The organism is Paenibacillus camerounensis (assembly GCF_000723885.1).
Lineage (GTDB): Bacteria > Bacillota > Bacilli > Paenibacillales > Paenibacillaceae > Paenibacillus_AQ > Paenibacillus_AQ camerounensis.
Window position 1 is genome coordinate 129,121 of sequence record NZ_CCDG010000024.1, and the last position, 22,668, is coordinate 151,788.

Here is a 22,668-nt window from a genome sequence, read left to right on the forward strand (position 1 = left end):
GGTTTTCAAATAATTTTATTAATTTACTAAGGAGCAGTCATGACATCATTTATTGGATTTATAGTAGTTATTTTCGTATTATCCATCTTAACCGGAATGATGCAGGGGACTAAGAAGAAGAGAAGACGCAGTACTGGCAAGCGGAAATCTACTGTTAAGAAAAGCAATAACAAAAGTGTGAAAACGACTTTTAACCGTTCTTCAACAACGTGCAGACCTGACGATGTACTTTTAAGAACATCTTTGGATAAAATTAATGGTGCTGAGTTTGAGCGATTGTTGTTTCTGTACTTCAAAGATCAAGGCTATACTGTTAAAGAAGTAGGAGTAGGAGGCAAGGATGGTGGTGTAGACTTGGTTATCGTCGATAAACGCGGCGAGAAAACTGCGGTTCAAGCCAAATGTTATGCTGATCACAATAAAGTACAGGTTATGACGGTTCGCGAACTGGTAGGTGCCAAAAGAAATCATGACTGCATCCTGTCTCTGCTGGTCACTACGTCCGACCTTACAGCCGATGCGAGGCGGGAGGCGGAGCAATTCAAGGTTGATTACTGGCATGGTGGTCTTGTCGAGAACAAGCTCCGGTCCTGGGGGAAATGGCAGCCTGTTAAAGCTAAAACCAAACCGAAAAGGGCCGTTAATTCTACAGTCAAAGATGTAACCTGCGCATGCGGCGCTCCAATGGTTCAGCGTAAAAACAAGGAAGGTGCAGCATTCTGGGGCTGCAGTAATTATCCGAGCTGCCGTAAGACCAAGGCTATCTAGGCGTAACAAAATAAATATCTTTGATAAAGAACTTTGTCGCTGTAATTAGCATGCAAAACTTGCCCCTTCTGCTATCGCGGTGAACCGTACCATAAGTAGGGGCAAGGTTTTTGCAAGGTACATTTCAGAGCTATTAAACAGGATAATACAGTTAATAAGTGAAACTTTCTGGCGATAAATGAGCAAGGGAGGTCAATAAGATTATAAAAAAATGCGGAAGTGATCGAGATCGTTTTCTAATGGATTTAATGAATTTGATGGTACCAATAGAAGGTGGGATCGTTGAATTACGCGATTTTATTAATATGAATAAATGGCTGAGTTCTAATTACACATTATCAAACCCTGGAAGAGAAAGTGATAGAAAGGTTATTACTTGGACTGAAACGATTGAACCTTTCTATGTAATGAAGTATCCGGTAACACACCAGTTGTATCATTTTGTCGTGCATCATGAAGAAGAAGTAGATCCGTATACGTATAGTCTGCCAATTACGGAAGTTTCGTGGATGGATTCGCTTGTCTTTTGTAATGAATTGTCCAGAATGCTTGGAAGGACGGAATGCTACTCATTCACAAATGAAAGTGAGAACACGATATATAACAAGACAGCAGATGGCTTTCGATTACTGTCAGACGCTGAATGGCAATATGCGTGCAGAGCGGGGACCAAGGGATATCGATATGAAAGTATCGATAAGATTGCATGGTATCAAGAAAACGCTAATGGATCAGTTCAACAAGTCGGAAAACTGCTTCCTAATCCATGGGGGCTTTACGATATGATCGGAAACGTTTGGGAGTGGTGCTGGGATTTGTATGATGCTGAACGATATGAGGACTATAGAGTCTTCCGCGGAGGCAGTTGGGCTGAAGTTGAAAATAATTGTGGATCAACGACTAGAAGGAAAAGTATGCCTGATTTCAAGATAGATGACCTTGGCTTTAGAATAGCACTTACAAAACAATGAGAATACGCATTTACCTGTCTTCAATTATCGCCGCTAGAGTGGGTGAATACCTTAACAGTGAGTTACCTAAAGAGATTTTATTACTTGGGCGGAGAAGCTATGCCTTTATGATTTCTTCGAATATAACTTCTATTCCCGTTGCTTTACCACAGAATTGCTCTGAACCGTATCATAAGTAGCGGCAAGTTTTTTTGTGCTATTGAATGATCCATTGATACAGCCATCGCGGTGAACCGTACCTTAAATAACGTTAGCACAGGTCAACATAGAAGGAGATAAAAATGTTAAATTATACGAATACTACCACGGAATTATCAGTTAGCGGTATAGACACTGTGGTCATTTCTGTTGGGGCCACAGAGCAATTCGGGCCTTATTTACCAATGCATATTGACACTTTGATTGCTGAGCTCTACGCCAATGAGTACGGTAAAGCACTTAATGCATACGTATTGCCTGCCTTACCCTTCAATACCTCGGAAGAACATGCAGATTTCAAAGGAACCGTTACTGTTAGTCCTAATATTTTGACTGCTATGCTTGAAGATATAATATTGGGTTTAAGAAGACAAGGTTTTAAGAAATACCTCCTATGTTCAGGGCATGGTGGAGCATATTGGTATAACGCGTTTATTAAACAAATGAATTATAAATATCCAGATATCATTGTTATATACCCCGGGTATAACAGTTCGTGGGAAAATGCAGTGAAAGCAGCAGGACTAGATGGACGAAATGAATTGCATGGCGGGTTAACTGGTGTTTGTACGGCAATGTGGTTATGTCCTGAGCTTGTAAAGTTAGAAGCAATGGGATCTGAAATACCGGAAGAAAACAAGAGATATTCCGATTATATTGGCTGGGACAAACTCACAGAGGATGGTAACTGGGGGTCTTTTATCAAAGGACAATACAGTGATGAAGAACTTGCTGAAAAAGGAAAGACCTTATGGATGACACTGATAAAAGGCCAATGTGATGGATTAAAAGAATATCTCGAAGAAGCGTATCGGAGGAAACTTGGATAAAATATACACTAACCTATTGGAGAATGATAGTTGTATAAAGCGAGATCAGAAACAAGGTCATCCGGTAAAGGATGGCCTTAAAACTTGCCGTTACAGCCATCGCGGTGAACCGTATCATAAGTAGGCTGTACAATCTGTCCGGATTCAGAACCAAAGAGTAAATGGCAAAACACTTCAAGGAGTATTTACCTTGAAGTGTTTTTTGGATGCGCTTTAGAATCATGACTATCTCCATTCATTTGGTAAAAGCGTGAAATAAAGTTACTATAATAGTATGATAAATATTATTGAGAAACTGGCGGAGGAGGCATCTTATGGGAAGATCATTCGCAAATCTGCATATTAAATCGGACGACCTGGAGAAAACAATTGAAGCTTTAAGAGAGCTGAGCAGCAGACACGGTGAAGTATTAGGTTACTCTAAGGGTAAGACTCCAGAGAGCAAGCCTGTCATGTACGTAAGCCAAAGCACCGGGGGGTGGATCAGCGTACTGCACGAATACATGGTCTGGGGTACGGTGAAGGAGGTTGGCAGAACGTTGTCACGGCTGATTGAAGTGCCAGTAATGACGGTGGGATATATGAATGAGGAAATCTTCGAGCTGTCGTTTTTTGAGCAAGGGGACATTCAGGCCGAACGAATCTTTTGTGAGTCATGGACCCGGGAGGAGTATGAGCAGCTAGGGGAAGAGCGTATCCTTGACAGTTATCTGCAGCAAGTACTGGGCATGAACGATGAGGCGGCCGGTGAATTCATCAGCATGACGACCCCGGAACAAGCGGTAAATAGGCTGTCTGCGATTGCAGGAATGTCTTTGTGGTGCGACTATGAGTGGGTGCCTTATGAAGAGAGCATAAGAGAACGTTTCCTGGCCTATTTATTCTGAACAAGCCATAGAAATGGGGGACGGACATGGACCGACTGAAGAACAGCGGATTCTATAAGCTCAAATTTCTCATTACGCCGGAAGAGTTCCAGAGTGTGCTGAAGCTGCTGGAGCCTGCGGCGGCACAATTCTACCAGACCAATTTCTCCCGTACTGAAGATACTTCGGATCAGGTGGCGGAGGCGTACCGCAGCTACTATGAATATTTCATGACAGCGGAGAAAAGGGAGGGCCATCGTCCCCTGTTCGTATACGCCGTTACTGTGCAGCCGGGGGATGAACAATCGGGATATCATATAAGGCCGGAGGAGATCTTTTTCCCCCGTTACGGACAGTGGGCTGAAGACATATTGCCGTGTGTAATGATCTCTTATCCCAAAGGGTTCCAGATTGATCTGGAAGACGAACGCGGAAAGTATTACATCTACGGGGACATCCGGGAGCATAAGCCGATTACCTATGCGCTTTTTGAGGAATTCACCGGTGCTATCCGGAAAATAACCAAGCCGCTCCGCTTCTCAGCGCAGGACGCTGAGGCCATGAAGGAACAGAAGCCTTCTGTTCGCATCAGCCCGGGTGCGGCTCAAGATCTTAGCCAATCGTGGATGTTCAGTAAATACGGACTGAAGCTCAAAGGGAAATAGTGAGGGTTAATATATGCGTAAAGTACGGGAGAGGAAGGTAGTCAAGCATGGAACTTGCTTTTACGCTGGATACCGGTGGAACCTGTGTGGGAGAACTGAGGGAGGAACTGCTGCCGCTAGAAGAATCGGCTGTTACATGGGAGTTTCCCTATGCAATCTTTGTTGTATTTCGCGTGTTACCTGAAAGCTATGAGAGAAGAACGTCAAGGCGGTTCGATAGCCGGGATCATACTCTTTATTTGGATATAAGCCTGAGCTATGAACAGTACCAGCGCTTGTCAAAGAATGAGCAGCGTGAGGCTTTGGGGAACCACCTATACGGCTATCTGAAAGAGTCCATTGCTAAGTATACCAAGCATGCAGATAAGACCGTCCAGGATCAACTGCTGCAACTGGTGAAAAGCTGGATGCTGGCTAATCACTGGCTGGAAGGAAAAATTCATCAGGCGAGAATCCTCCTCTCACAAGAAATAGGACTCTATGAAGTCAGCCGGAGCTTGAAGATGCCACTAGAAGAGATTGAGTACATCCTGCTGCGCATGAATGACGGTGCGACTGCCGAAGTTCATCCTGACAATTTATAATCATCCCTTAGCTGGGAGAAGGGGGCACACGTATGTATGAGCGTCTAACAGAGAAATTGAGTAAGGCTTCTGCTATCCGGTGGTTTCCCGGCCATGGAGCCGAGGAGAGCTGGATTGCCGAAGCTGAGGAGGAATTAGGCTTCAAGCTACCGCCATCTTACCGCTGGTGGCTGATCCGCTATGGGAATGCCGGTCTGGGGGACGGCAATATTCTGACCCTTGTCCCTCCCGAGCATAGAGAGTATTCCGACAATGATCTTCTGTATATCCACCGGCTGAACCTTGCGGAGGATTGGTGGGTCAGCCGGTTTCCGCACCGGCTGGATCTGTTCGTACCGGATAGCGATGAGCTGTATTACTTTGATACGTCTGTCCGGAATGAAGAGGGAGAATTCCCGGTCATGCGTTATGATCTGATGAATGATCTTATCGACGAGTATGCCCCAACGTTCGCAGTATTCCTGGAACAGCTGATCGAGGAGCGCACCGCTCCTAGAACCCCTTAGCCTTCGGCCAAGTTACAGAGGAGGGATATGTTGATGAATGTGGCTCAGGAAGCAGAGCTGCTGGCGGTAGAGATTGCAGAGGCGGCCCGGAGGTCATTTTGTGCGCTTTTTGCCAATGGGGAACGTTATTATTACTGTACACTATATACCACCGGTGAAGGACATGCTCCAAGTCTATCCGCCTGGTCGCGGGAGGCCCTGGAACGGGAAGCGGCGAAGCAAGCAGAGGGCGGCGGCACACCCGCATCCACAATTGCGGAGCTGATCAAATGGTCGTATGCCGATTCGCCTTATTGCTGCTTTGGGGATGAGAGCTTTGATGAGCTCAGGCGGTTGTTCCAGGCGCGACCGTCGGTTGCCGAGCTTGAGGCTGCCGATTGGGAGCTTGAATATGAGCTGAGGCTGGGTGCGATGGAACGGGCTATGAGTATACTAGACGCAGAAGGCTTATTTGCCGTGAATCAGCCGCGGGAAACGGTATGCGTGCTTGCCGAAGTGATGCCGCCGGATGAGGGGAATACGGAACGGGCCTTGCGGCTGAACCGGGCAGAGTCTCCGGCGATGCAGGCCTGGCTGACGGAAGCGGCAGAATAAGGTTGCCACGCTATACAATAGGTATGAGAAGTGGAGGTCATCATGTACATCGTATCTGAGCCCAAAGGGCTATCCGATCGTCAACAACAACGGCTTGCAGCAGGGAACGGTGCCGTTTACCCGCCGGGCTATGTCCGGTTCTTGCAGCAATACGGCGAAGGGACGTATCGGGGATGGATGAATATTCAGCTGCCTGACCCTGAGGTGCTGCAGCCTTTTGCCGAATATGAGTTATGGGAGCATGATAAAGGCAGCCCTATTACAGAGCAACAGATCGGCGAGTGCATAGCCATAGGGACGACAGTAGACAGTGATTTCCTGGCTGTCCATCCGCGGCACAACGGGCTGCTCTGGCTGCCCCGGCATGCAGAGCGGATCGAGGCAGTGCCGCTGGAGTTATGGGAGGAGAAGAGTGACGGGACGTATACCTCGCTGCTGGATGAAGTCTACCGTCAGAGGTACGGGACAAGACTGGAAGAATGCGTCTATTATGAGCCTTGGACGGGAACCCGCGAACACCTCTTCCTGCGGATGCCACCAGGACCGGGCCGGCTTAGCCTTCAGGAGCTGGCAGGTCTGTGCCAAGCAGAATTCCCGCCGGATCTCTTCACCGCTAATCCTTATGCCTGCTTTTTGTTCTACCGGCAGCTGGGCGGCTATATCCGCTTAAATCTGGCCAACCGTCAGGAGGTGGCTCTTTTCTATGAGCAGGAGGCAGAGGAGGTATCCGGCCGGATGCAGGAATGGCTCCTGTCGAAGGGCTGTGAACAGATTCCATAAGATATGAGAGAACTTTTCCCGCTGGAGAAGGCCGGTCAGGGCAAGCGGGCGCAGGCAGCTATTCAGTTCTATGCACACTCGTTCAGTCCCGGCTTTGGCGACGGGGCGGCAAGCTCGGCAGAGGCTTTCAGATTCATACGGAGCTGCGCCTCATCCTTTGATTGAGCGAAATAACTTAATGGATTGGTTGATGGCTAATCAGCTCGCCAAAGATAAGAAGACTATTGCACTGATGGAGTCATGGGACGATAGCCCTTCTGCTCTTCAACGACGAACTTACTGGTATTATCAAGCGCGGTTAAGATGGACCGGACAGACACCACCGGATAACACCGCAGACTTACTGTCCAGATTAGAAGCAGCTATTATGCTGGAAGAACCGGAAGTCCAATGGGCTATGAATTTCACCGCAGGCTGGATAGGCGTCTATGATGAAAAGAATCATGCACGTTGTATTGAGCTTGGCAAGGTAACGGGGCTTTATAAAGATGACATGGTATCGAAGGGCTGTACGCCCAATTATTTGCCGGAGTTCATTGCGATTGAAGTAAACAAACGAAATAAATAATTAGTTAACCTCTTGTATGTAGAAATAGGACCGATTAAATATCGGTCCTTCGCTGGTTGGCTATGATTAATCGGATCTGGACTTCGACTTTTCCAGTCTGCTGTGTTCGCGCATGGCGTTCATCTGCTGGACATGTCTTACTTCACGCCGGTTTCCTCCTGTTATCAGCTGGCTTAGCATAATGAGCAGCCCCAAGGTGCCGAGCACATAAGAAACGGTATGCTCCACCTCATTCCACATGTTGGAAGCAATTAGAAGAAATACCGCTCCAATGATGGTTGCAACAATCCGCCTTGTATTTTTATTTTGCGTCTCAATCAATTTTTTCTCAAAAGAACTGGATAGCCTTACCCGTAAATTTCCGCTATCTATTTTGTCTACTGCAGAAACGAACTTTTTGGTCGTAGGAAGGATGCCTTTTAGAAGATTCTTTCCCTCATCTACAACGTTAGAGAAGACACCTCCCCGCAGATCGTTACGCACAACCTTTTCTACATAAGGCTTAGCGGTCCCGATCAAATCAAGCTCAGGATCAAGTCCCAGACACAGCCCATAAACCGTAATGATTGCTTTGCCTAAAAAGGTTGTATTGGCGGGTAACTGAAAGGGCTGAGAATAAAGGAAATCACGTAAATCTTCAGCATTGTCACCTGACGTCACAAAACTAAGATCAAACGTATCCCCGTTAACCTGTTCAAATAATAACGTAAGATTCCTCGAAAGTACCTCTAAATCTGTATTCCGCCTTAAAAATCTCAAACGATTCATTGCATTGATGGCACCGTGGGCATCTTTTAAATACACCGCCATTAATAGGGCTATCATTTGCTTCTTCATATCACCAGCTATTCGTCCGACCATTCCATAATCGATTAATGCGATGGTGCCGCCAGGCTGAACGAGAACATTACCCGGATGAGGGTCTGCGTGAAAGAAACCGTTGATCAGAATCTGTTCTGTTAAAATTTCCATTAATGACTTCGCAAGTTGAGTCCGATCCACACCCCAGGCATCGAGCTGGGCAAAATTGTTGATTTTTACACCCTCCAAAAACTGCATGGTTAGCACCTTAGAAGTTGTATAGGACCAATGAATGTCTGGAACAACGATATCATCCCGATGGATGAACTGCTGCTGGAATTCTTCTGCATTTCGTCCCTCTTTTTGATAATCGAGCTCGTCCATCACCGTATCGTAGAACTCATCATATACCGCATCGAGGTCCATGAACGCTGCAATCCTGGTCTGGCGTTTCATTAATCGGACAGCAATTTGTATGGATTTCGAATCAATTTCAATGATATCCTCGACCCCGGGACGCATAACCTTCACTGCGACGTGTTCACCTGTTCGTAATGTCGCCCGATGTACCTGCCCCAAGGAAGCCGCTGCAATAGGCGTTGTATTAAACTCGGCAAAAATCTCGTTAACGGGCGCACTGAGTTCATGCTCTACCTTAAGTTTTATCTCAGAAAAATCTACTGGGTCTACAGAGTCCTGCAGCTTAGATAATTCATCAAGAATTTCCTTCGGTAAAATATCCGCTTGCGCACTAACATGCTGCCCAAGCTTGATAATTAATCCGCCCATGTCCATAGCAGTCTTCGTGAAATAGGTTGCCTGCTTTCGGTATACTGCTTTGGTTTTCGCTTCTAAACGCCGTCTCGGGATAAAATATTTCTGCTTGCCAAGCCACCAGAAGGCCCAGGCAAACTTAAAAATCATCCGCATGGTTCTTCTGAACCGGAGATCCTTCATCAATCTTAAGAATTCGCTCATTCTTTTTATCTGCCTCTCACCTTTGATGGACAATCTACACATTAGTATGATATTTCATACTAATTATATTTTCAATGATACCGAAGATTAAGACCGGCAATCTGTTATTCACTGGCGGCAGATCGGTTTCTGCAAGGGGAGAGCGGGATTTCGTCTTGTGGTAGTTGTAATCGCGCTGTTGACAGTACTAGTCGTATTCGTTATTGTGTTTAGAAACATGATTCAATTGAGAATGATTATCTATTAGATAATGTAGAGGGAGCTTGCCAATCAGCTATGGACGTTCTGAGACTTATACAAATGTGGAATCAGGTGAGTATACGCGTGCTGGACGTGCGGTTTAAGCTGGCCGGAATGGACGGTGATTTGCAGCAATACCGCTTGCCGTCAAGCGCGTTCATATTTGCTTTCCAAGGACAAGGCGAGCTGTGGGTTGATGATGAGGTGTGGCTGTGCGACCGTTTCTATGTCCTTCATGCCGGTAAAGGCTCCCAGCTGACGGTTCGGAGCAGAGAAGGGCTGAATATGTATATCGTACTCTACAAAGCGACACTCCCCGCTGCAGCCCCGCAAGAATTACATAGGATCATTCAGGAAAGCAATCCGTTTCTGGACAGCTGGGGATTCCCGCCCGGTGAGCCGCTGGCCATGCTTGAGCTGCTTCAGACAATCTGCGGCGGCTTTCTTGAATCGGACGATGGATTGACCGTGCTGTCGGTCAAGGGAGACTTTATCCGCTTCGTCCATGCTGTTCTGAGAGAGCGCCTGTTCGGCGCCGGTGAGCTATCCTTATCGGAGCAGGTAATTCGGTATTTGTCCCGAAATTACCGCAAGACGATCTCGATTGATGAGCTTGCGCGGCAATTGAATTACAGCCAACAATACATTTCGAGAAAATGTAAGGAGCAGACAGGGCTTAGTCCGCTGGATTACGTCATTCGTTTTCGGATGGAAGAAGCAATGGCTCTGCTGGCCGGAACGAGGGCAACACAACAGGAAATCGCATCGCATGTCGGTTATCCCGACCTTATGTATTTCAGCCGGATGTTTAAAAAGTATACCGGCCTGACGCCGGGGCAATATCGTAAACGAAACGGCCAGTCCGTTTCAGATTATGCAAGAAACAGGTCGCAATCCTCCGTTGTTCCAAGCCGGTCATTAGGCTATCCTTTTTATATGAGTGATATTGATTATCAATTTCATCGGGAAGGATCGAATAAAATGACTAGAGCAACAAGAAGTTTCTATACAGTTATGCTGTTATGCTTGACTGTGATGTTAACGGCGTGCGGCGGGGCGGTGAACAATGGAGCCTCAGCACAAAATCAAGCTGCCGCCAGCGCTTCTCCAAGTGCGATTACCCAAGAGGCAGAGGCTCCTGCAGCTGCAGAGACCAAAATAGTTAAGACCGCATTCGGTGATGTCGAGGTTCCGGCACGTCCTCAGCGCGTAGCGGCCATTTCTTATCTCGGTACCGTACTTGCGCTGGATGTTCAGCCGGTTGCAGCGGAATCGTTCCTGATGTCGAGTCCCTATCTCGAGGGTATGCTGGATGTTGTAACGGATGTAGGCGACTCGTTAGAGAAGCTGCTGGAGCTGGGTCCGGATTTGATCATAACGCATAATCCGCAGCCTGAGGTAGTCGAGAAATACCAGAAGATCGCACCTACGGTATCTGTCCCTTATAATCAGTTTGCATCTATTCAGGATGAGATGCTGTATTTCGGCGACTTGCTGGATAAGAGTGAGGAAGCAGAGCAATGGAACGAAGAGTTCGAGAAGGAGATTGCTGACATCCGGGAGAAGGTTCAGCAGGCTGTTCCTGAAGGTAAGACACTTTCGATTATGCAGGAGTACGATGGAATCGTAAGTCTGTTTGGTCCGAAGTCGGGACGGGGCGGACGTCTGATGTATGAAATCATGGGGCTGAAGCCGCCGGTGGCGGTTCCTGACTACATGCTAAAGGAATCCTACTATGAATTTTCGCTGGAAAAGCTATCGGATTACATGGGTGATTATCTGATTCTGACGACAGAATCCAGTCTGGAATCGCTGCAGGCTGATCCGGTCTGGGGATCGCTGGAGCCGATTCGCAACAATCGGGTGTTTTTGTGGACAGAGAACCAATCCTGGTACCGTGACCCGATTGCCGTAAAAAGACAAATCAAGGAACTCACCGACTGGATCATTGAGGCAGCGAGCCGGTAATGGCTCAAAGTATTGATTGAGTGGTTGACGGCAATATTCCTCAAGAAACAATCAGAGCCATCCCGAAAGGGATGGCTCTTTGACAATTATTACAGATAGCGCAAGGACCTTTCCTTTGAGTTATCTCCAGTACTATCCAGTCAATTTGCCGTCTTATTCACAAAATCGATCTCATTTCTGATCCCTTTGTGGGCATCATTCCACAGTCCCCTTGTCAGGCGAATGCGCAGCAGACAGGTGTTAGGGTCTTCGTCATTATTGGCTTCATTATACCAGCCGGCAAAAATGGTGCGCAGCTTGGTCATTATTTCTGTATTCTTATCGTCACATACCCAGCCCAGGTTTTCGCCGATCCCGTCGGCAGTGAAGTTTTCAACGATAATACAAACGGCGACTTCGGAGTTTTGGGCGATCTGCTGCATCTTGCCTGAGGTCGCGTAAGTGACGGTGTAGAAAGCGCCGTCCTCATAATAGGCATCCACAATGCGAGAGGCGGGCCGGCTTTTGCCATTAGCCCCTGGTTCCAGTGCAATGGTGGACAGCGTGATCAGGCCGTCCTTGTTACCCGCTTGTTCTTCCAGCAGCTTCATGGCTTCGTCGTATTTGCTCATTATATTACCTCCTAAAGTGTCGTAAGGCATACATAATAAGCTTAACATTGTAAAATCCTGGCGCATGTGAAGAATAATACGCTAGATATCAGGTTTGTCCTTCAGAGCTTGTCCGCTACCCGATTGCCTGCAATATGCCGGTTAAGTCTATCCCGGAGGGACGTCGCGCTCACCCGCAAGCCGGCTGCGCATAACACCCGGGGTACACCCGTAAGTCTTGCGGAATACCCGGATAAAATAATTCGTCTCCATCCCGACGTTCAGCGCCAGATCCTGTACCGGCCGCTCCGGGCTCTCGTTAATCATCTGGAGCGCACGCTGCAGCCGCAGGTTCTGCAAATATTTATGCGGCGTAACACTATACTCCTGCAGGAACAGTCGCTGGAAATGCTGCACCGAATAGCCGACCGCAGAAGCGAGGTTGGCAATCAGCAGCGGTTCGGTAAAGTGCTCATTGATCAGGCTGACCGCTTTTTGCAGCGCCTCGTTGCGGACGGTTTCGGTTTCCGGCCGTTCAGTCTGGCTAAGGGAGGAATCCCCCCGGCGCAGCATGAGCAGCAGTCTGTACAGAGTGACAGACAGCTCCTGCATAGTATGCTCATCCAGCCGGGCGGCGTTATGCCGGTCAACGGTATGCCAGATTCCGGCAATCATGTCCCAGCATTCTTCGAACCGCTCGGTCATTACAGGCACAGAGGGCAGCAGGCGCAGCCCCTCCAGTACTGCGGCAGACTGGCTGCCGTCAAAGCCGATAAAAGCCAAATGCCACGGTTCATGGGACAGCGGATAATATTCATGTCCCCGGTCAGGCGGAAAAGCAAATATCATCCCCGGGCTAAGCACCGTTTCGGTGCCGTCTGTAAGATCGCGGAACAGCCCGCTGCCGCTGCGGATCAGGAACACCTGATGTACCGGGAAGCCGGAAGGGCGGACATGATGATACTGGATATGATGGCCTACCGAGTAGGGATAGAGCGGGAATTCATCAGGCTGACGGGGCAGCTCTACCAGGGAAAATGGAAGCAAAGTGTACACCTCATATTCATTTTGTACTATGCAGTCGCGAGTTTATTCCTACTGTATGACAGCATTTATCCTATATTATAAATAGTATAAATGATTATCCGTGGTTTGGACAAGGATACTGAGTGAATATAATCAGAGAAAAGTCCCATCCTAACACGGAAGATGATGAGAGGATGAATCTACTACTATGAGTCTTAAATCCCCTGCAGTCAGCAGCAAGGCCCTGGTCATGCTGCATGGAGCCGATTATAATCCTGAGCAATGGCTGAAATACCCTGAAATTTTTAAAGAGGATATCCGCCTGATGAAGCTGGCAGGCTGTAACGTGATGTCCGTCGGCATCTTCTCTTGGGTATCCCTGGAGCCGGAAGAGGGCGTCTTTACGTTCGAATGGCTGGATCACGTACTGGATACCTTCGCTGAGAACGGTATCTTCGCATTCTTGGCGACTCCAAGCGGCGCACGTCCGGCGTGGATGTCTGCTAAATATCCGGAAGTATTGCGTACTGAGCGCAACCGTGTCCGTAATCTGCATGGCGTCCGCCACAATCACTGCTTCACTTCTCCGGTCTACCGGGAGAAAACAGCACTGATCAACTCCAAGCTGGCTGAGCGTTATGCTCACCACCCGGCAGTCATCGGCTGGCACATCTCCAATGAGTTCGGCGGCGAATGCCACTGTGATTATTGTCAGAACGCATTCAGAGATTGGCTGAAAGTGAAATATAACAACAGTCTGGAAGAGGTTAACCATGCCTGGTGGGCAACCTTCTGGAGCCATACGTATACTGCATGGGAGCAGATCGAATCTCCGGCTCCGCACGGTGAGACTCAGGTTCACGGCCTGAATCTGGACTGGCGCCGGTTTGTCAGCGAGCAGACGATTAATTTCTGCAGCCACGAAATGTCTGCGGTGCGCGGTTACAATCCCGAGCTGCCGATTACAACTAATATGCACATGATTGACGGTATCGACTACCGCGAAATGGCAAAGATTCTTGATGTAGTCTCCTGGGATGCTTATCCGGACTGGGGATATACAGAAGATGACGATGATGCCCGTCTGGCCGCTTGGACGGCAATGCACCATGACATGTACCGCACCTTCAAGCATAAGCCGTTCCTGCTGATGGAGAGCACGCCTTCGCTCACCAACTGGCAGTCGGTCAGCAAGCTGAAGCGTCCGGGCATGCACAAGCTGTCTTCCCTGCAGGCGGTTGCACACGGATCGGATTCCGTGCAGTACTTCCAGTGGCGCAAGAGCCGCGGCTCCAGTGAGAAGTTCCATGGTGCCGTACTGGATCACAGCGGACATGGTGAGACCCGCGTATTCAAGGATGTTGCCGAGGTGGGCCAGGTTCTGGCTGGCCTGACCGATGTAGTCGGCACCTCTACTCCTGCACAGACGGCGATTCTGTTTGACTGGGATAACCGCTGGGCAATTAAAGATGCCCAAGGGATCCGCAATTCCGGTCTGAAGTTCGAAGAGACCGTACTGCAGCACTACCGTGCGCTGTGGGAGCAGGGCATTCCGGTTGACATCGTCGGCTCCGCTGACGACCTGTCCCGCTATAAGCTGGTAATTGGACCGATGCTGTACCTGATCAGTGAAGAGAACGGGAAGAACATCGAGCAGTATGTAGAGCAGGGCGGTACGTTCCTGGCGACCTACTGGTCAGGCGTTGTCGGCGAGACGGATCTGTGCCACCTGGGAGGCTTCCCTGGACCGCTGCGCAAAACGCTGGGCATCTGGGCGGAAGAGACAGAAGGCCTGCACAGCCGTGATCTGAACGGATTGGTAATGGATAGCGGCAACGCGCTGGGCTTGTCCGGCGACTATGACGCACATGAAATTGCTGAGCTGATTCACCTGGAAGGTGCTGAGGCGCTCGGCCACTACCGCACCGACTTCTATGCCGGACGTCCGGCATTGACCGTTAACAAGCTTGGTGCAGGTGAAGCCTACCATCTGGCAACCCGTGTTAAAGACTTGGCATTCTATGTGGAGCTGTACGCTGCCATCACTGCTAAGCTTGGAATTACCCGCACGCTGGAGTCGGAGCTGCCTGTAGGTGTAACTGCACAGCTGCGTACAGACGGAGAGAACGAATTTGTCTTCGTACAGAACTTCAGCGGTGAAGCACAGACTGTGAAGCTGGACGGCCGCGGCTATACCGATCTGGAGACGGGCACTGAGGCTCCTGCAGAGCTTGAGCTGCCGGTGAACGGATTGGCTATACTGAAGCGTCAAGCGAAGTAATAAGAGAAGAACCCGTACAGCCGGTGGATGGCTGTACGGGTTCTTTTTGTTATACGCTATCCATAATCGTTAGATTTCTTGCAGGAACGGTTACCGCCTTCTCTGAAGGACGGCATAGGCGTTTCTACTTGCAGCAATCCCTTTGTTTGAAGACATGCCGCTTTGATACTAGTATTTGTTTTACCCTTATTTTAGGAGTAAGATCATTAAGGGCTTGTCATTTTTATATCATATGAATGCTTTTGGACTACAAGAAAGTGGAGGGATTAGAAATGAACATCAAGGATAGGGTTGAAAAGCTAAGACAGCTAATGAGAGCAAATCAGATGGAGGCTTACATCATTCCCAGCTATGATGCACATCAGAGTGAATATGTAGCGGAGCACTGGAAAGGCAGAGAGTGGATCTCGGGATTTACAGGATCTGCAGGCACAGTAGTAATTACATTAGAGGATGCCGGGTTATGGACAGATGGCAGATACTATATTCAAGCAGAGGAGCAGCTTGCGGGCTCGGGAATCAGATTATTTAGAATGGCAGATCCAGAGGTGCCTTTTTATTCGGAATGGCTGGCGGATGTTCTTAAAGAAGGAAGCGTAGTAGGGTTTGATGGTAATGTTTTCTCCATTCAAATGGTCAGAAGGATGGAAAAAGATCTACAGGCTAAGAGCATCAGTTTACATGTGAACCAAGACTTTATCGGTGCTCTGTGGGAAGACCGGCCGGAGATTCCTAAAGGAACAGTCTTTACCCATGATGTGCGATATGCAGGCAAATCGCGTACAGCTAAATTAAATGAAGTAAGAACAGAAATGAACAAGCTGGGAGCCAATTACTATTGTTTAACCTCCCTGGATGACATTGCATGGCTTTTAAATATAAGAGGGGCCGATGTGCCCAACAATCCGGTTGTTATCTCCAATGTAATCGTAGCAGAACATACAAGTTATTTGTTTATTGATTCCGGCAAGGTTCCTTCTGTGGTCCGATTGGAGCTGGAGGCTGAAGGGATCGCATTACGGGAGTATGATGAAATACATAGCTTTTTAGGAAATCTTTCAAGCGGAGACACCATTATTTTTGATACCAACAAAACAAACAGCAGAGTCTATAACGCCATTAACAGCCATACAAAGAAAGTGGAGCACCCTGACATCACGACCCATCTAAAAGCGATAAAAAATGAAGTTGAGATCAAAAATATGAAGTGGTGTGAAATAAAAGACGGCACAGCCATGGTGAAATTTATTAAATGGTTAAAAACCGCTGTGGGTCAGGAAGAAATTACAGAAATTGCTGCTGAAGAGAAATTGGAGGATTTCAGAAGGGCACAGGAAGGATGCGTAGGACCCAGCTTTGATACGATTGCAGGTTACGGGGAACATGCAGCGCTCATGCACTATAAGGCAACTGCAGAAACGCAGTATACATTAAAGAATGAAGGCCTCTTTCTGGTTGATTCAGGCGGACAGTATTATGATGGAACCACCGATATTACGCGGACGATTGTTTTAGGGCAACTTACAGATGAGCAAAAAAGAGATTTCACATTGGTATTAAAAGGATTTATTGCATTAAGCTCTGTCAAATTTTTGTATGGGGCGACAGGCTCTAACCTGGATGTATTGGCAAGACAGCCAATATGGCAATATGGAATCGACTACAAGTGCGGAACGGGGCATGGGGTTGGATTTTTCTTGAATGTTCATGAGGGACCGCAAGGCATAAGCACCAGAAACAATACGGTTGTCCTTGAAAAGGGCATGATCCTTACAAATGAGCCGGGTATTTACCTTGAAGGCAAATATGGAATCCGGACGGAAAACATGATGCTGGTAACTGAGGACGAGAAAACAGAGTTTGGCCAATTTATGAGGTTCGACACGATTACATATTGCCCAATTGATCTGGCTGGTATCAAGATAGAGCTGTTAACAGAGAGTGAAAAGCAATGGTTAAACCATTATCACCAAGAGGTATACACGAAGCTGGCTCCTTATTTGAATGAGGAAGAGAGTGCTTGGCTGAAGGAAGAAACCAGGGGAATATAAACTGCTGTCTAGCTTTGCAAGGACCACCTGCTTATATATGAGGTGGTTCTTTTGCTTGAGCTAAGTTGTCATTATTCCCCTGTACCTCTGCAGACTCCGGTAACAATTGATGCGGTGAAGCTGGGCAATAAACAGGAATAATGTCTTTTTCTGTTTGGCAAAACGCAGCAGCGTTTACTATTAAGAAAGACAGCCAAACAAGGAGGGGTAATATGAGTGGTCTGTGGATGGCATTCGTTTATCCAGGCAGCTTCCTGTCTCTGCTCGGTATCGTGTTGCTTATTATCGGTTACAAAAGGCGGCGAACCGGCCGTCGTATCGGTCAGGAAGGCGTGGTTGCAAAGCCGGGTCCGCCTGCACCCGGAGGGCCCGGTACTGCGTCGTTTCATGAGGAGGCCAGGTATTCGCTGATCGGCGGCATCTTGCTGGGCATCGGCGCGCTGCTGCTTGCTGCAATTGGCTTCACATCCTTTTTAGCTTAACAATATTTGCTTTGCAGGCCGTTAACAGGACCATACTCCACCTTTTGTTGATGAGGAGATGGTCCTATTAATGTTCCGCGTTTTTTATATTCGAGTTTGCCCGTTTGCCGCAGACAGAAACTGATTTCTGACTCTTATCTGTACCCCTCCCCCTGTTGCCTTCATCTATTTGGGGACTCAGTGACAATATCGCTTGTACAGGCTATGCGTTTATTGAAGCAAGCTTATCAAAATCCACATGCGTAAGCTGCTTAGATACCTCCCATAACCTGGCTGAGGCGGCAGTGTCCAATGCTTGCGGAGCCATCTTTCCCGGTTGCGGCAGGCCTCTCAGCTCCATGAATCCGCCGGGTCCGTAATAAGCTCCGCTTGCTGCGTCTGATGATGTAGCCGCGAAGAGTGCCGGAAGCGCGCCTTGGGCAGCCGGCTGGAATAAAACCGGACCCAGCAGCCTTCGTGTTATTCCTGCAGCACTGTTCGGCCCGGCTCCGTTAAGAAGCAGTTCTGTCCGTGAAATGCCCGGATGTACCGGTATGCTAAGCAGCCCCCAGCCGGATGCGTCGCTGCGTCTTTGAAGCTCCAGAGCGAACATGATCATCGCAATTTTGGACTGGGCATAAGCCTTGGAAGCATCATAGCGGCGTTCGAATTGCAAATCGTCAAAATGAATAGTGCCATTACGGTGGGCAATGCTGCTCAGATGGATCACGCGCGGCTGTTTTCCTTTGCTGAGCAAGGGCATCAGATAGGCGGTCAAAGCGAAATGTCCGAGGTAATTCGTACCCAGCTGAAGCTCGAACCCGTCTTTTGTAGTCCTGCGTACCGGCGGCGTCATTACTCCCGCATTGTTAATGAGCAGATCAAGTCCTTTACGCTGCTTATTCATCCGTTCACCGAATGCATGTACCGAAGCCAGATCGGCAAGATCCAGCTCCTCAAAGGTGATCTTGGCTGAGGATATGCTGCTGCGTATTTTATTGATAGCCTCATGTCCTTTATCTTTATCGCGTCCGGCGAGAATAACCTCTGATCCGTGCTTCGCCAGCTCCAGTGCCGTTTCATAGCCTAATCCCCCGGTTCCGGTAACGACAGCCGATCTGCCGCGCTGAGAGGGAATGTCTGCTGCAGTCCACTTTGGGAATTTCTTCATGTTTCTTAACACTCCTTTATTCTCTTATGAAAGCCTATGAATACGTGAGCTGCAAAATTGATAAACCTGTGCCTGCTCTATATACTTAATGCTATCACTTAGAGAATTATCGAAGTCAAGCAGCCATACAATACGAATATTTGAGGTGACGGACGGTGTACAGCATTAATGAAGTAGCTGCGATATGTGATGTTACGGCGCACACGCTCCGCTTTTATGACAAGGAAGGGTTATTGCCTTTTGTGGGGCGGAATGAGGCGGGAAACCGGGTATTTACAGAACGTGATCTGGGTCTTGTTAAATTTATTTGCTGCCTGAAAAATACGGGAATGCCGATCAAGGAGATCAGAAAGTATATCGAACTGGCCATAGAAGGAGAGCATACTGCGGATACGCGGCGGGATATGATCACCGGACACCGTAAAGAGGTGCTGCGCCAAATCGATGAATTAAAAAAGAGCCTGACCATTCTTGATTTGAAGGTTGCCTTCTATGATTCTTATAAAGTCGGATTTCAGGGCGAGCATTAGGAATTGCCCCTTTATCTGGAAAATTACTTAGAGTGGTCTCTAACGGTGTCAGCGTTTACAGTTTCCTGGAGGGAGATACGCAAATGAGCCAAAAGCAGGATGAATTGGACACGCTGCAGGAATTGCGTTCTGAATTAACGGGATATTGTTACCGGATGATGGGGTCGATATTTGAGGCGGAGGATGCGGTCCAGGATACAATGCTCCGCGCCTGGCAGGGCTGGGATCAGCTTAGAGATCATTCCTCGCGCAGAGCCTGGGTATACCGGATTGCCACCAACATCTGTCTGGACAGGCTGAGGTCGGCCAAACGCCGGGCACTTCCGATGGATATGTCGGAACCGGCAGCCGTTATAACGGAGCCCCGGGACAGCATGCCCCGTGATTCCTGGATTTGGCCGGCCCCCGGTGATGGCGGGGACCCGGCTACTATTCTGATCAGCAGGGAAAGCATCCGGTTATCCTTTATCGCCATTCTTCAGCTATTGCCGCCCCGGCAGCGCGCTGTGCTGATTCTGAATGAAGTCTTCCGCTGGTCGGCAGGTGAATCCGCGGAAGTGCTCGGGATGAGCACGGCAGCCGTCAACAGTGCCTTGCAGCGGGCAAGGGCGGCTGTGAACCGGTCGGATCTCCGGTCAGAGGAATTGCGGGAGGGAGCTGCCGAAGCAGACACGGAGCTGATCGACAGTTATGTAGAAGCGTTTGAGCAGTACAATATTGAAGCGTTAATCGCCTTGTTTAACGAAGAGGGCAGCTTGTCCATGCCGCCGTTTACAATGTGGGTCCGCGGCAGCTCGGATCTTTCTTCGTTCTACAGCATAACACGCAGCCATTGTCTGGGGTCGAGGCTGCTGCCGGTCCGTGCTAACGGGAATAGCCCTGCTTTTGCCCAGTATGTTCCGGCTGGAGCAGACGGGCTGCTGACGCCGTGGGCCATTCATGTCCTGGAGACCAGCCAGGGTAAGATCGCACATATTCATCATTTCATAGATTCTGAATTGTTTAGCCGCTTCGGTTTGCCGCCTGAACTCGGAAAGGATGACGGATTTTGAATTATACCGATGATTTTCCGGCTGCGGAAACGTCTATACTAATGAATCACAAATCCGATTTAATCCAAACTGGAGGAGGAACAAATTATGACAGTAAAACTTACCCCCTATATTACTTTGGAGGGGCGCTCGAAGGAAGCCATTCATTTTTATGAACAGGCTATAGGTGCAGAGCTGCTCTCCATTACTACTTACGGTGAAATGCCGGGCATGCCGGATACGTTCACGGATGATCTGAAGAGCCTCGTGGCACATGCCAAGCTGAAAATCGGCAATTCGGAGCTTATGTTCTCGGATGCTCCGGGCGGAGCAACGGTTAATGATGGAAAGCGTGTAACCATCTGCATTACCACAAACGCTATAGAGCAATCAAGAAAAATATATGAAGCTTTGTCTGAAGACGGTACAGTCAATTTACCTTTCAGCGAAGAAGCCTTCAGTCCCGGGTTTGGGGATGTAACAGATAAATTCGGTGTAACCTTTCAAATCTATACGGAGCTTGAAGGCTGAATATTGAATGTTGGGGGAAGAGCTGCACAGAAATGGTGCGGCTCTTTTCTTAGAATAGCGGCAGGTGTTTATCCATTTTTTTGTATTTACATACCATAGACGGCTTGTTCATTAATAGGTATATCTATCATATATAATGTGAAAGTATGTCGAATTTAGTTGAAAAAAAGTGCAGGGATCTTCACGTAAATGCTATACGGATGCATGGCTTCCTGTATAATTTATTGCATAAGCAGACATTTAAGGCTGCCGCTTCCGAATGACATCAAATCCCTCACGAAAGAGAGTAATGACTATGAAATCCATCGCCTGGGTAACCGACAGCACAAGCACCATTGATTCTGAATTCGCCAAGAACAACCACATTTATATTATTCCTTTGCGTCTTATTGTTAATAATGAATGCTACAAAGAAAATATAGACATCAGCGCCGATCAGTTCTATGAAAAAATGCGCAAAAGCGATAAGGCAGGCAGCTCCCAGCCGCCGATCGGTGAATTCGTGGAGCTATACGAGCGCCTGAAGGAAGAGTATGACGAGATTATTGCAATCCATTGCTCCTCTGAGCTCAGCGGTACGTTTCATACCTCGATGCAGGCGGCAGACATCGCCGGCGTCAATGTCATCGGGATTGATTCAAGGGTAGGGGCTTATCCGATCCGGGAGATGATCCGCCGCGGCGTTCACTGGCAGCAGGCAGGCTGCACTGCGCTGGAGATCAAGGAGAGAATTGAAGATATTATTAAAGAGATGTCCTTCTACCTGATTCCGGCCAGCCTGAGCCAGCTGCACCGCAGCGGGCGGCTCTCCGGCTCTCAGCTGCTGCTGGGCCAGCTGATGCGGATTCATCTGCTGCTGAAGTTCGATGAGGGGAAAATAGTCGTTGTGGACAAAATCCGCACCTACAAGAAGACGAAACAAGTCTTGCTGGATACCCTCCGTAAGGATATCCGGCAGATACAGGATATTTGCATTATGCATGCCAACAATATTGAAGAGGCGCTGAGCATGGAGTTGATCATTAAGGAAATGTCACCTTCTATCCGTACCGAAATCATGACTTTTGTTCCCGTTGTAGGCGTTCACATGGGCGAAGGAACACTTGCGCTTTCATGGATTAACAGCACTGCCGTTAACAGCATCACAGCTCCGGACAAAGAGATGGAGCCTGCACATTAAGGCTAAGGGCTGTACAGCAACAGGCCCTGCTTATAAGAAACCAGCGGTCCCCCGAGGAGTGGGGCCGCTGGTTTTTTTATTGTATAGGAAATGATACAGTGCAAAAAAATGCGGATAACTCCGATGAAAAATAAAAGAGGGGTGGACGTGAAGAATCAGGAGACATGAGAAGAAACGACCTGATACCCCCCCACATTGTATTCGTTTTTTCGTATAGATTTGGCCAGTCTGCCCTTATGGTGGCCTAATGTATTCGTTATTTCGCATACATTAGGCTAGTTTGCCCTCTTAGTGGCCAAATGTATTCGTTATTTCGCATACATTAGGCTAGTTTGCCCTCTTAGTGGCCAAATGTATTCGTTATTTCGCATACATTAGGCTAGTTTGCCCTCTTAGTGGCCTAATGTATTCGTTTTTTCGTATACATTAGGCCAGGGTGTGTGCCTATATTCGCTATTTCAATACAGCTGCCAGAAGGCAGCAAATTTGGTTCTTAAGT

General features: G+C 48.2%; 22 protein-coding genes and 1 pseudogene. 19 read left to right on the forward strand and 4 right to left on the reverse strand.

All coding sequences use genetic code 11. From position 1 onward, the window contains the following. Positions 1-39: 39 nt before the first annotated feature. From BN3772_RS10455 to BN3772_RS10505, 11 genes and pseudogenes are all read left to right on the forward strand, one after another. Positions 40-768 (forward strand): restriction endonuclease, encoded by a 729-nt coding sequence (locus tag BN3772_RS10455; protein ID WP_042199268.1) that lies wholly within the window; start codon positions 40-42, stop codon positions 766-768. 239 nt (positions 769-1,007) lie between these two features. Further along, on the forward strand, positions 1,008-1,739 hold the full coding sequence (locus BN3772_RS10460; protein WP_042199269.1) for a formylglycine-generating enzyme family protein: 732 nt from the start codon (positions 1,008-1,010) through the stop codon (positions 1,737-1,739). 281 nt (positions 1,740-2,020) lie between these two features. Beyond that, the gene (locus BN3772_RS10465) at positions 2,021-2,767 is read left to right on the forward strand and encodes a creatininase family protein (protein WP_042199271.1); all 747 of its coding nucleotides are present in this window, start codon (positions 2,021-2,023) and stop codon (positions 2,765-2,767) included. A gap of 314 nt (positions 2,768-3,081) precedes the next feature. Then, entirely contained in the window at positions 3,082-3,654 is a 573-nt protein-coding gene (locus BN3772_RS10475) for a hypothetical protein (RefSeq protein WP_042199273.1), read from the forward strand. Positions 3,655-3,680: 26 nt separating this feature from the next. Next, the gene (locus tag BN3772_RS10480; RefSeq protein ID WP_042199274.1) at positions 3,681-4,298 is read left to right on the forward strand and encodes a hypothetical protein; all 618 of its coding nucleotides are present in this window, start codon (positions 3,681-3,683) and stop codon (positions 4,296-4,298) included. A gap of 47 nt (positions 4,299-4,345) precedes the next feature. Beyond that, positions 4,346-4,882, forward strand: coding sequence for a hypothetical protein (locus BN3772_RS10485; protein ID WP_042199276.1), 537 nt, complete (start codon positions 4,346-4,348; stop codon positions 4,880-4,882). A 32-nt stretch (positions 4,883-4,914) separates the two neighbouring features. After that, on the forward strand, positions 4,915-5,388 hold the full coding sequence (locus BN3772_RS10490) for an SMI1/KNR4 family protein (RefSeq protein WP_042199278.1): 474 nt from the start codon (positions 4,915-4,917) through the stop codon (positions 5,386-5,388). Between the two features lie 33 nt (positions 5,389-5,421). Next, the gene (locus BN3772_RS10495) at positions 5,422-5,982 is read left to right on the forward strand and encodes a DUF4303 domain-containing protein (protein ID WP_042199279.1); all 561 of its coding nucleotides are present in this window, start codon (positions 5,422-5,424) and stop codon (positions 5,980-5,982) included. 42 nt (positions 5,983-6,024) lie between these two features. Beyond that, on the forward strand, positions 6,025-6,762 hold the full coding sequence (locus BN3772_RS10500; RefSeq protein ID WP_042199281.1) for a hypothetical protein: 738 nt from the start codon (positions 6,025-6,027) through the stop codon (positions 6,760-6,762). A gap of 3 nt (positions 6,763-6,765) precedes the next feature. Continuing rightward, positions 6,766-6,927, forward strand: a complete 162-nt coding sequence (locus BN3772_RS30595; protein ID WP_157643575.1) for a hypothetical protein — start codon at positions 6,766-6,768, stop codon at positions 6,925-6,927. Then, positions 6,914-7,330: pseudogene (locus tag BN3772_RS10505) on the forward strand (DNA alkylation repair protein); the annotation flags it as partial. The gene BN3772_RS30595 and the pseudogene BN3772_RS10505, both read left to right, overlap by 14 nt. Before the next feature lie 66 nt (positions 7,331-7,396). Here BN3772_RS10505 and BN3772_RS10510 read toward each other — a convergent pair. Further along, on the reverse strand, positions 7,397-9,109 hold the full coding sequence (locus tag BN3772_RS10510) for an ABC1 kinase family protein (RefSeq protein ID WP_052380453.1): 1,713 nt from the start codon (positions 9,107-9,109) through the stop codon (positions 7,397-7,399). 276 nt (positions 9,110-9,385) lie between these two features. Here BN3772_RS10510 and BN3772_RS10515 point away from each other — a divergent pair, with 276 nt between their 5' ends. Then, positions 9,386-11,317, forward strand: a complete 1,932-nt coding sequence (locus tag BN3772_RS10515) for an AraC family transcriptional regulator (protein WP_042199283.1) — start codon at positions 9,386-9,388, stop codon at positions 11,315-11,317. A 140-nt stretch (positions 11,318-11,457) separates the two neighbouring features. Here BN3772_RS10515 and BN3772_RS10520 read toward each other — a convergent pair whose 3' ends face one another. Both BN3772_RS10520 and BN3772_RS10525 read right to left on the reverse strand, forming a co-directional pair. Beyond that, positions 11,458-11,928 (reverse strand): pyridoxamine 5'-phosphate oxidase family protein, encoded by a 471-nt coding sequence (locus BN3772_RS10520; RefSeq protein ID WP_042199285.1) that lies wholly within the window; start codon positions 11,926-11,928, stop codon positions 11,458-11,460. Between the two features lie 147 nt (positions 11,929-12,075). After that, positions 12,076-12,954, reverse strand: coding sequence for an AraC family transcriptional regulator (locus BN3772_RS10525; RefSeq protein ID WP_042199287.1), 879 nt, complete (start codon positions 12,952-12,954; stop codon positions 12,076-12,078). Between the two features lie 187 nt (positions 12,955-13,141). On the opposite strand from BN3772_RS10525, the gene BN3772_RS10530 reads away from it, so the two are divergent. The 3 genes from BN3772_RS10530 (at position 13,142) to BN3772_RS10540 (ending at position 17,747) form a co-directional block, all read left to right on the forward strand. Further along, positions 13,142-15,214: a beta-galactosidase gene (locus BN3772_RS10530; RefSeq protein WP_042199289.1), complete on the forward strand. Its 2,073-nt coding sequence runs from the start codon at positions 13,142-13,144 to the stop codon at positions 15,212-15,214. Between the two features lie 272 nt (positions 15,215-15,486). After that, positions 15,487-17,265 carry an aminopeptidase P family protein gene (locus BN3772_RS10535; protein WP_042199291.1) on the forward strand — a complete coding sequence of 593 codons (1,779 nt, stop codon included), beginning with the start codon at positions 15,487-15,489 and terminating at the stop codon, positions 17,263-17,265. Positions 17,266-17,477: 212 nt separating this feature from the next. Beyond that, entirely contained in the window at positions 17,478-17,747 is a 270-nt protein-coding gene (locus BN3772_RS10540; protein ID WP_042199293.1) for a hypothetical protein, read from the forward strand. A gap of 202 nt (positions 17,748-17,949) precedes the next feature. Here BN3772_RS10540 and BN3772_RS10545 read toward each other — a convergent pair whose 3' ends face one another. Then, on the reverse strand, positions 17,950-18,897 hold the full coding sequence (locus tag BN3772_RS10545; RefSeq protein WP_042199294.1) for an SDR family oxidoreductase: 948 nt from the start codon (positions 18,895-18,897) through the stop codon (positions 17,950-17,952). A gap of 155 nt (positions 18,898-19,052) precedes the next feature. On the opposite strand from BN3772_RS10545, the gene BN3772_RS10550 reads away from it, so the two are divergent. The 4 genes from BN3772_RS10550 (at position 19,053) to BN3772_RS10565 (ending at position 22,169) form a co-directional block, all read left to right on the forward strand. Further along, the gene (locus BN3772_RS10550) at positions 19,053-19,427 is read left to right on the forward strand and encodes a MerR family transcriptional regulator (protein WP_042199296.1); all 375 of its coding nucleotides are present in this window, start codon (positions 19,053-19,055) and stop codon (positions 19,425-19,427) included. Positions 19,428-19,510: 83 nt separating this feature from the next. Continuing rightward, a complete protein-coding gene (locus BN3772_RS10555) occupies positions 19,511-20,479 on the forward strand; it encodes a sigma-70 family RNA polymerase sigma factor (protein WP_042199298.1) in 969 nt (322 codons plus the stop codon). An 87-nt stretch (positions 20,480-20,566) separates the two neighbouring features. Next, positions 20,567-20,989: a VOC family protein gene (locus BN3772_RS10560; protein WP_042199299.1), complete on the forward strand. Its 423-nt coding sequence runs from the start codon at positions 20,567-20,569 to the stop codon at positions 20,987-20,989. A 295-nt stretch (positions 20,990-21,284) separates the two neighbouring features. Continuing rightward, positions 21,285-22,169 carry a DegV family protein gene (locus tag BN3772_RS10565; protein ID WP_042199300.1) on the forward strand — a complete coding sequence of 295 codons (885 nt, stop codon included), beginning with the start codon at positions 21,285-21,287 and terminating at the stop codon, positions 22,167-22,169. Positions 22,170-22,668: the final 499 nt, after the last annotated feature.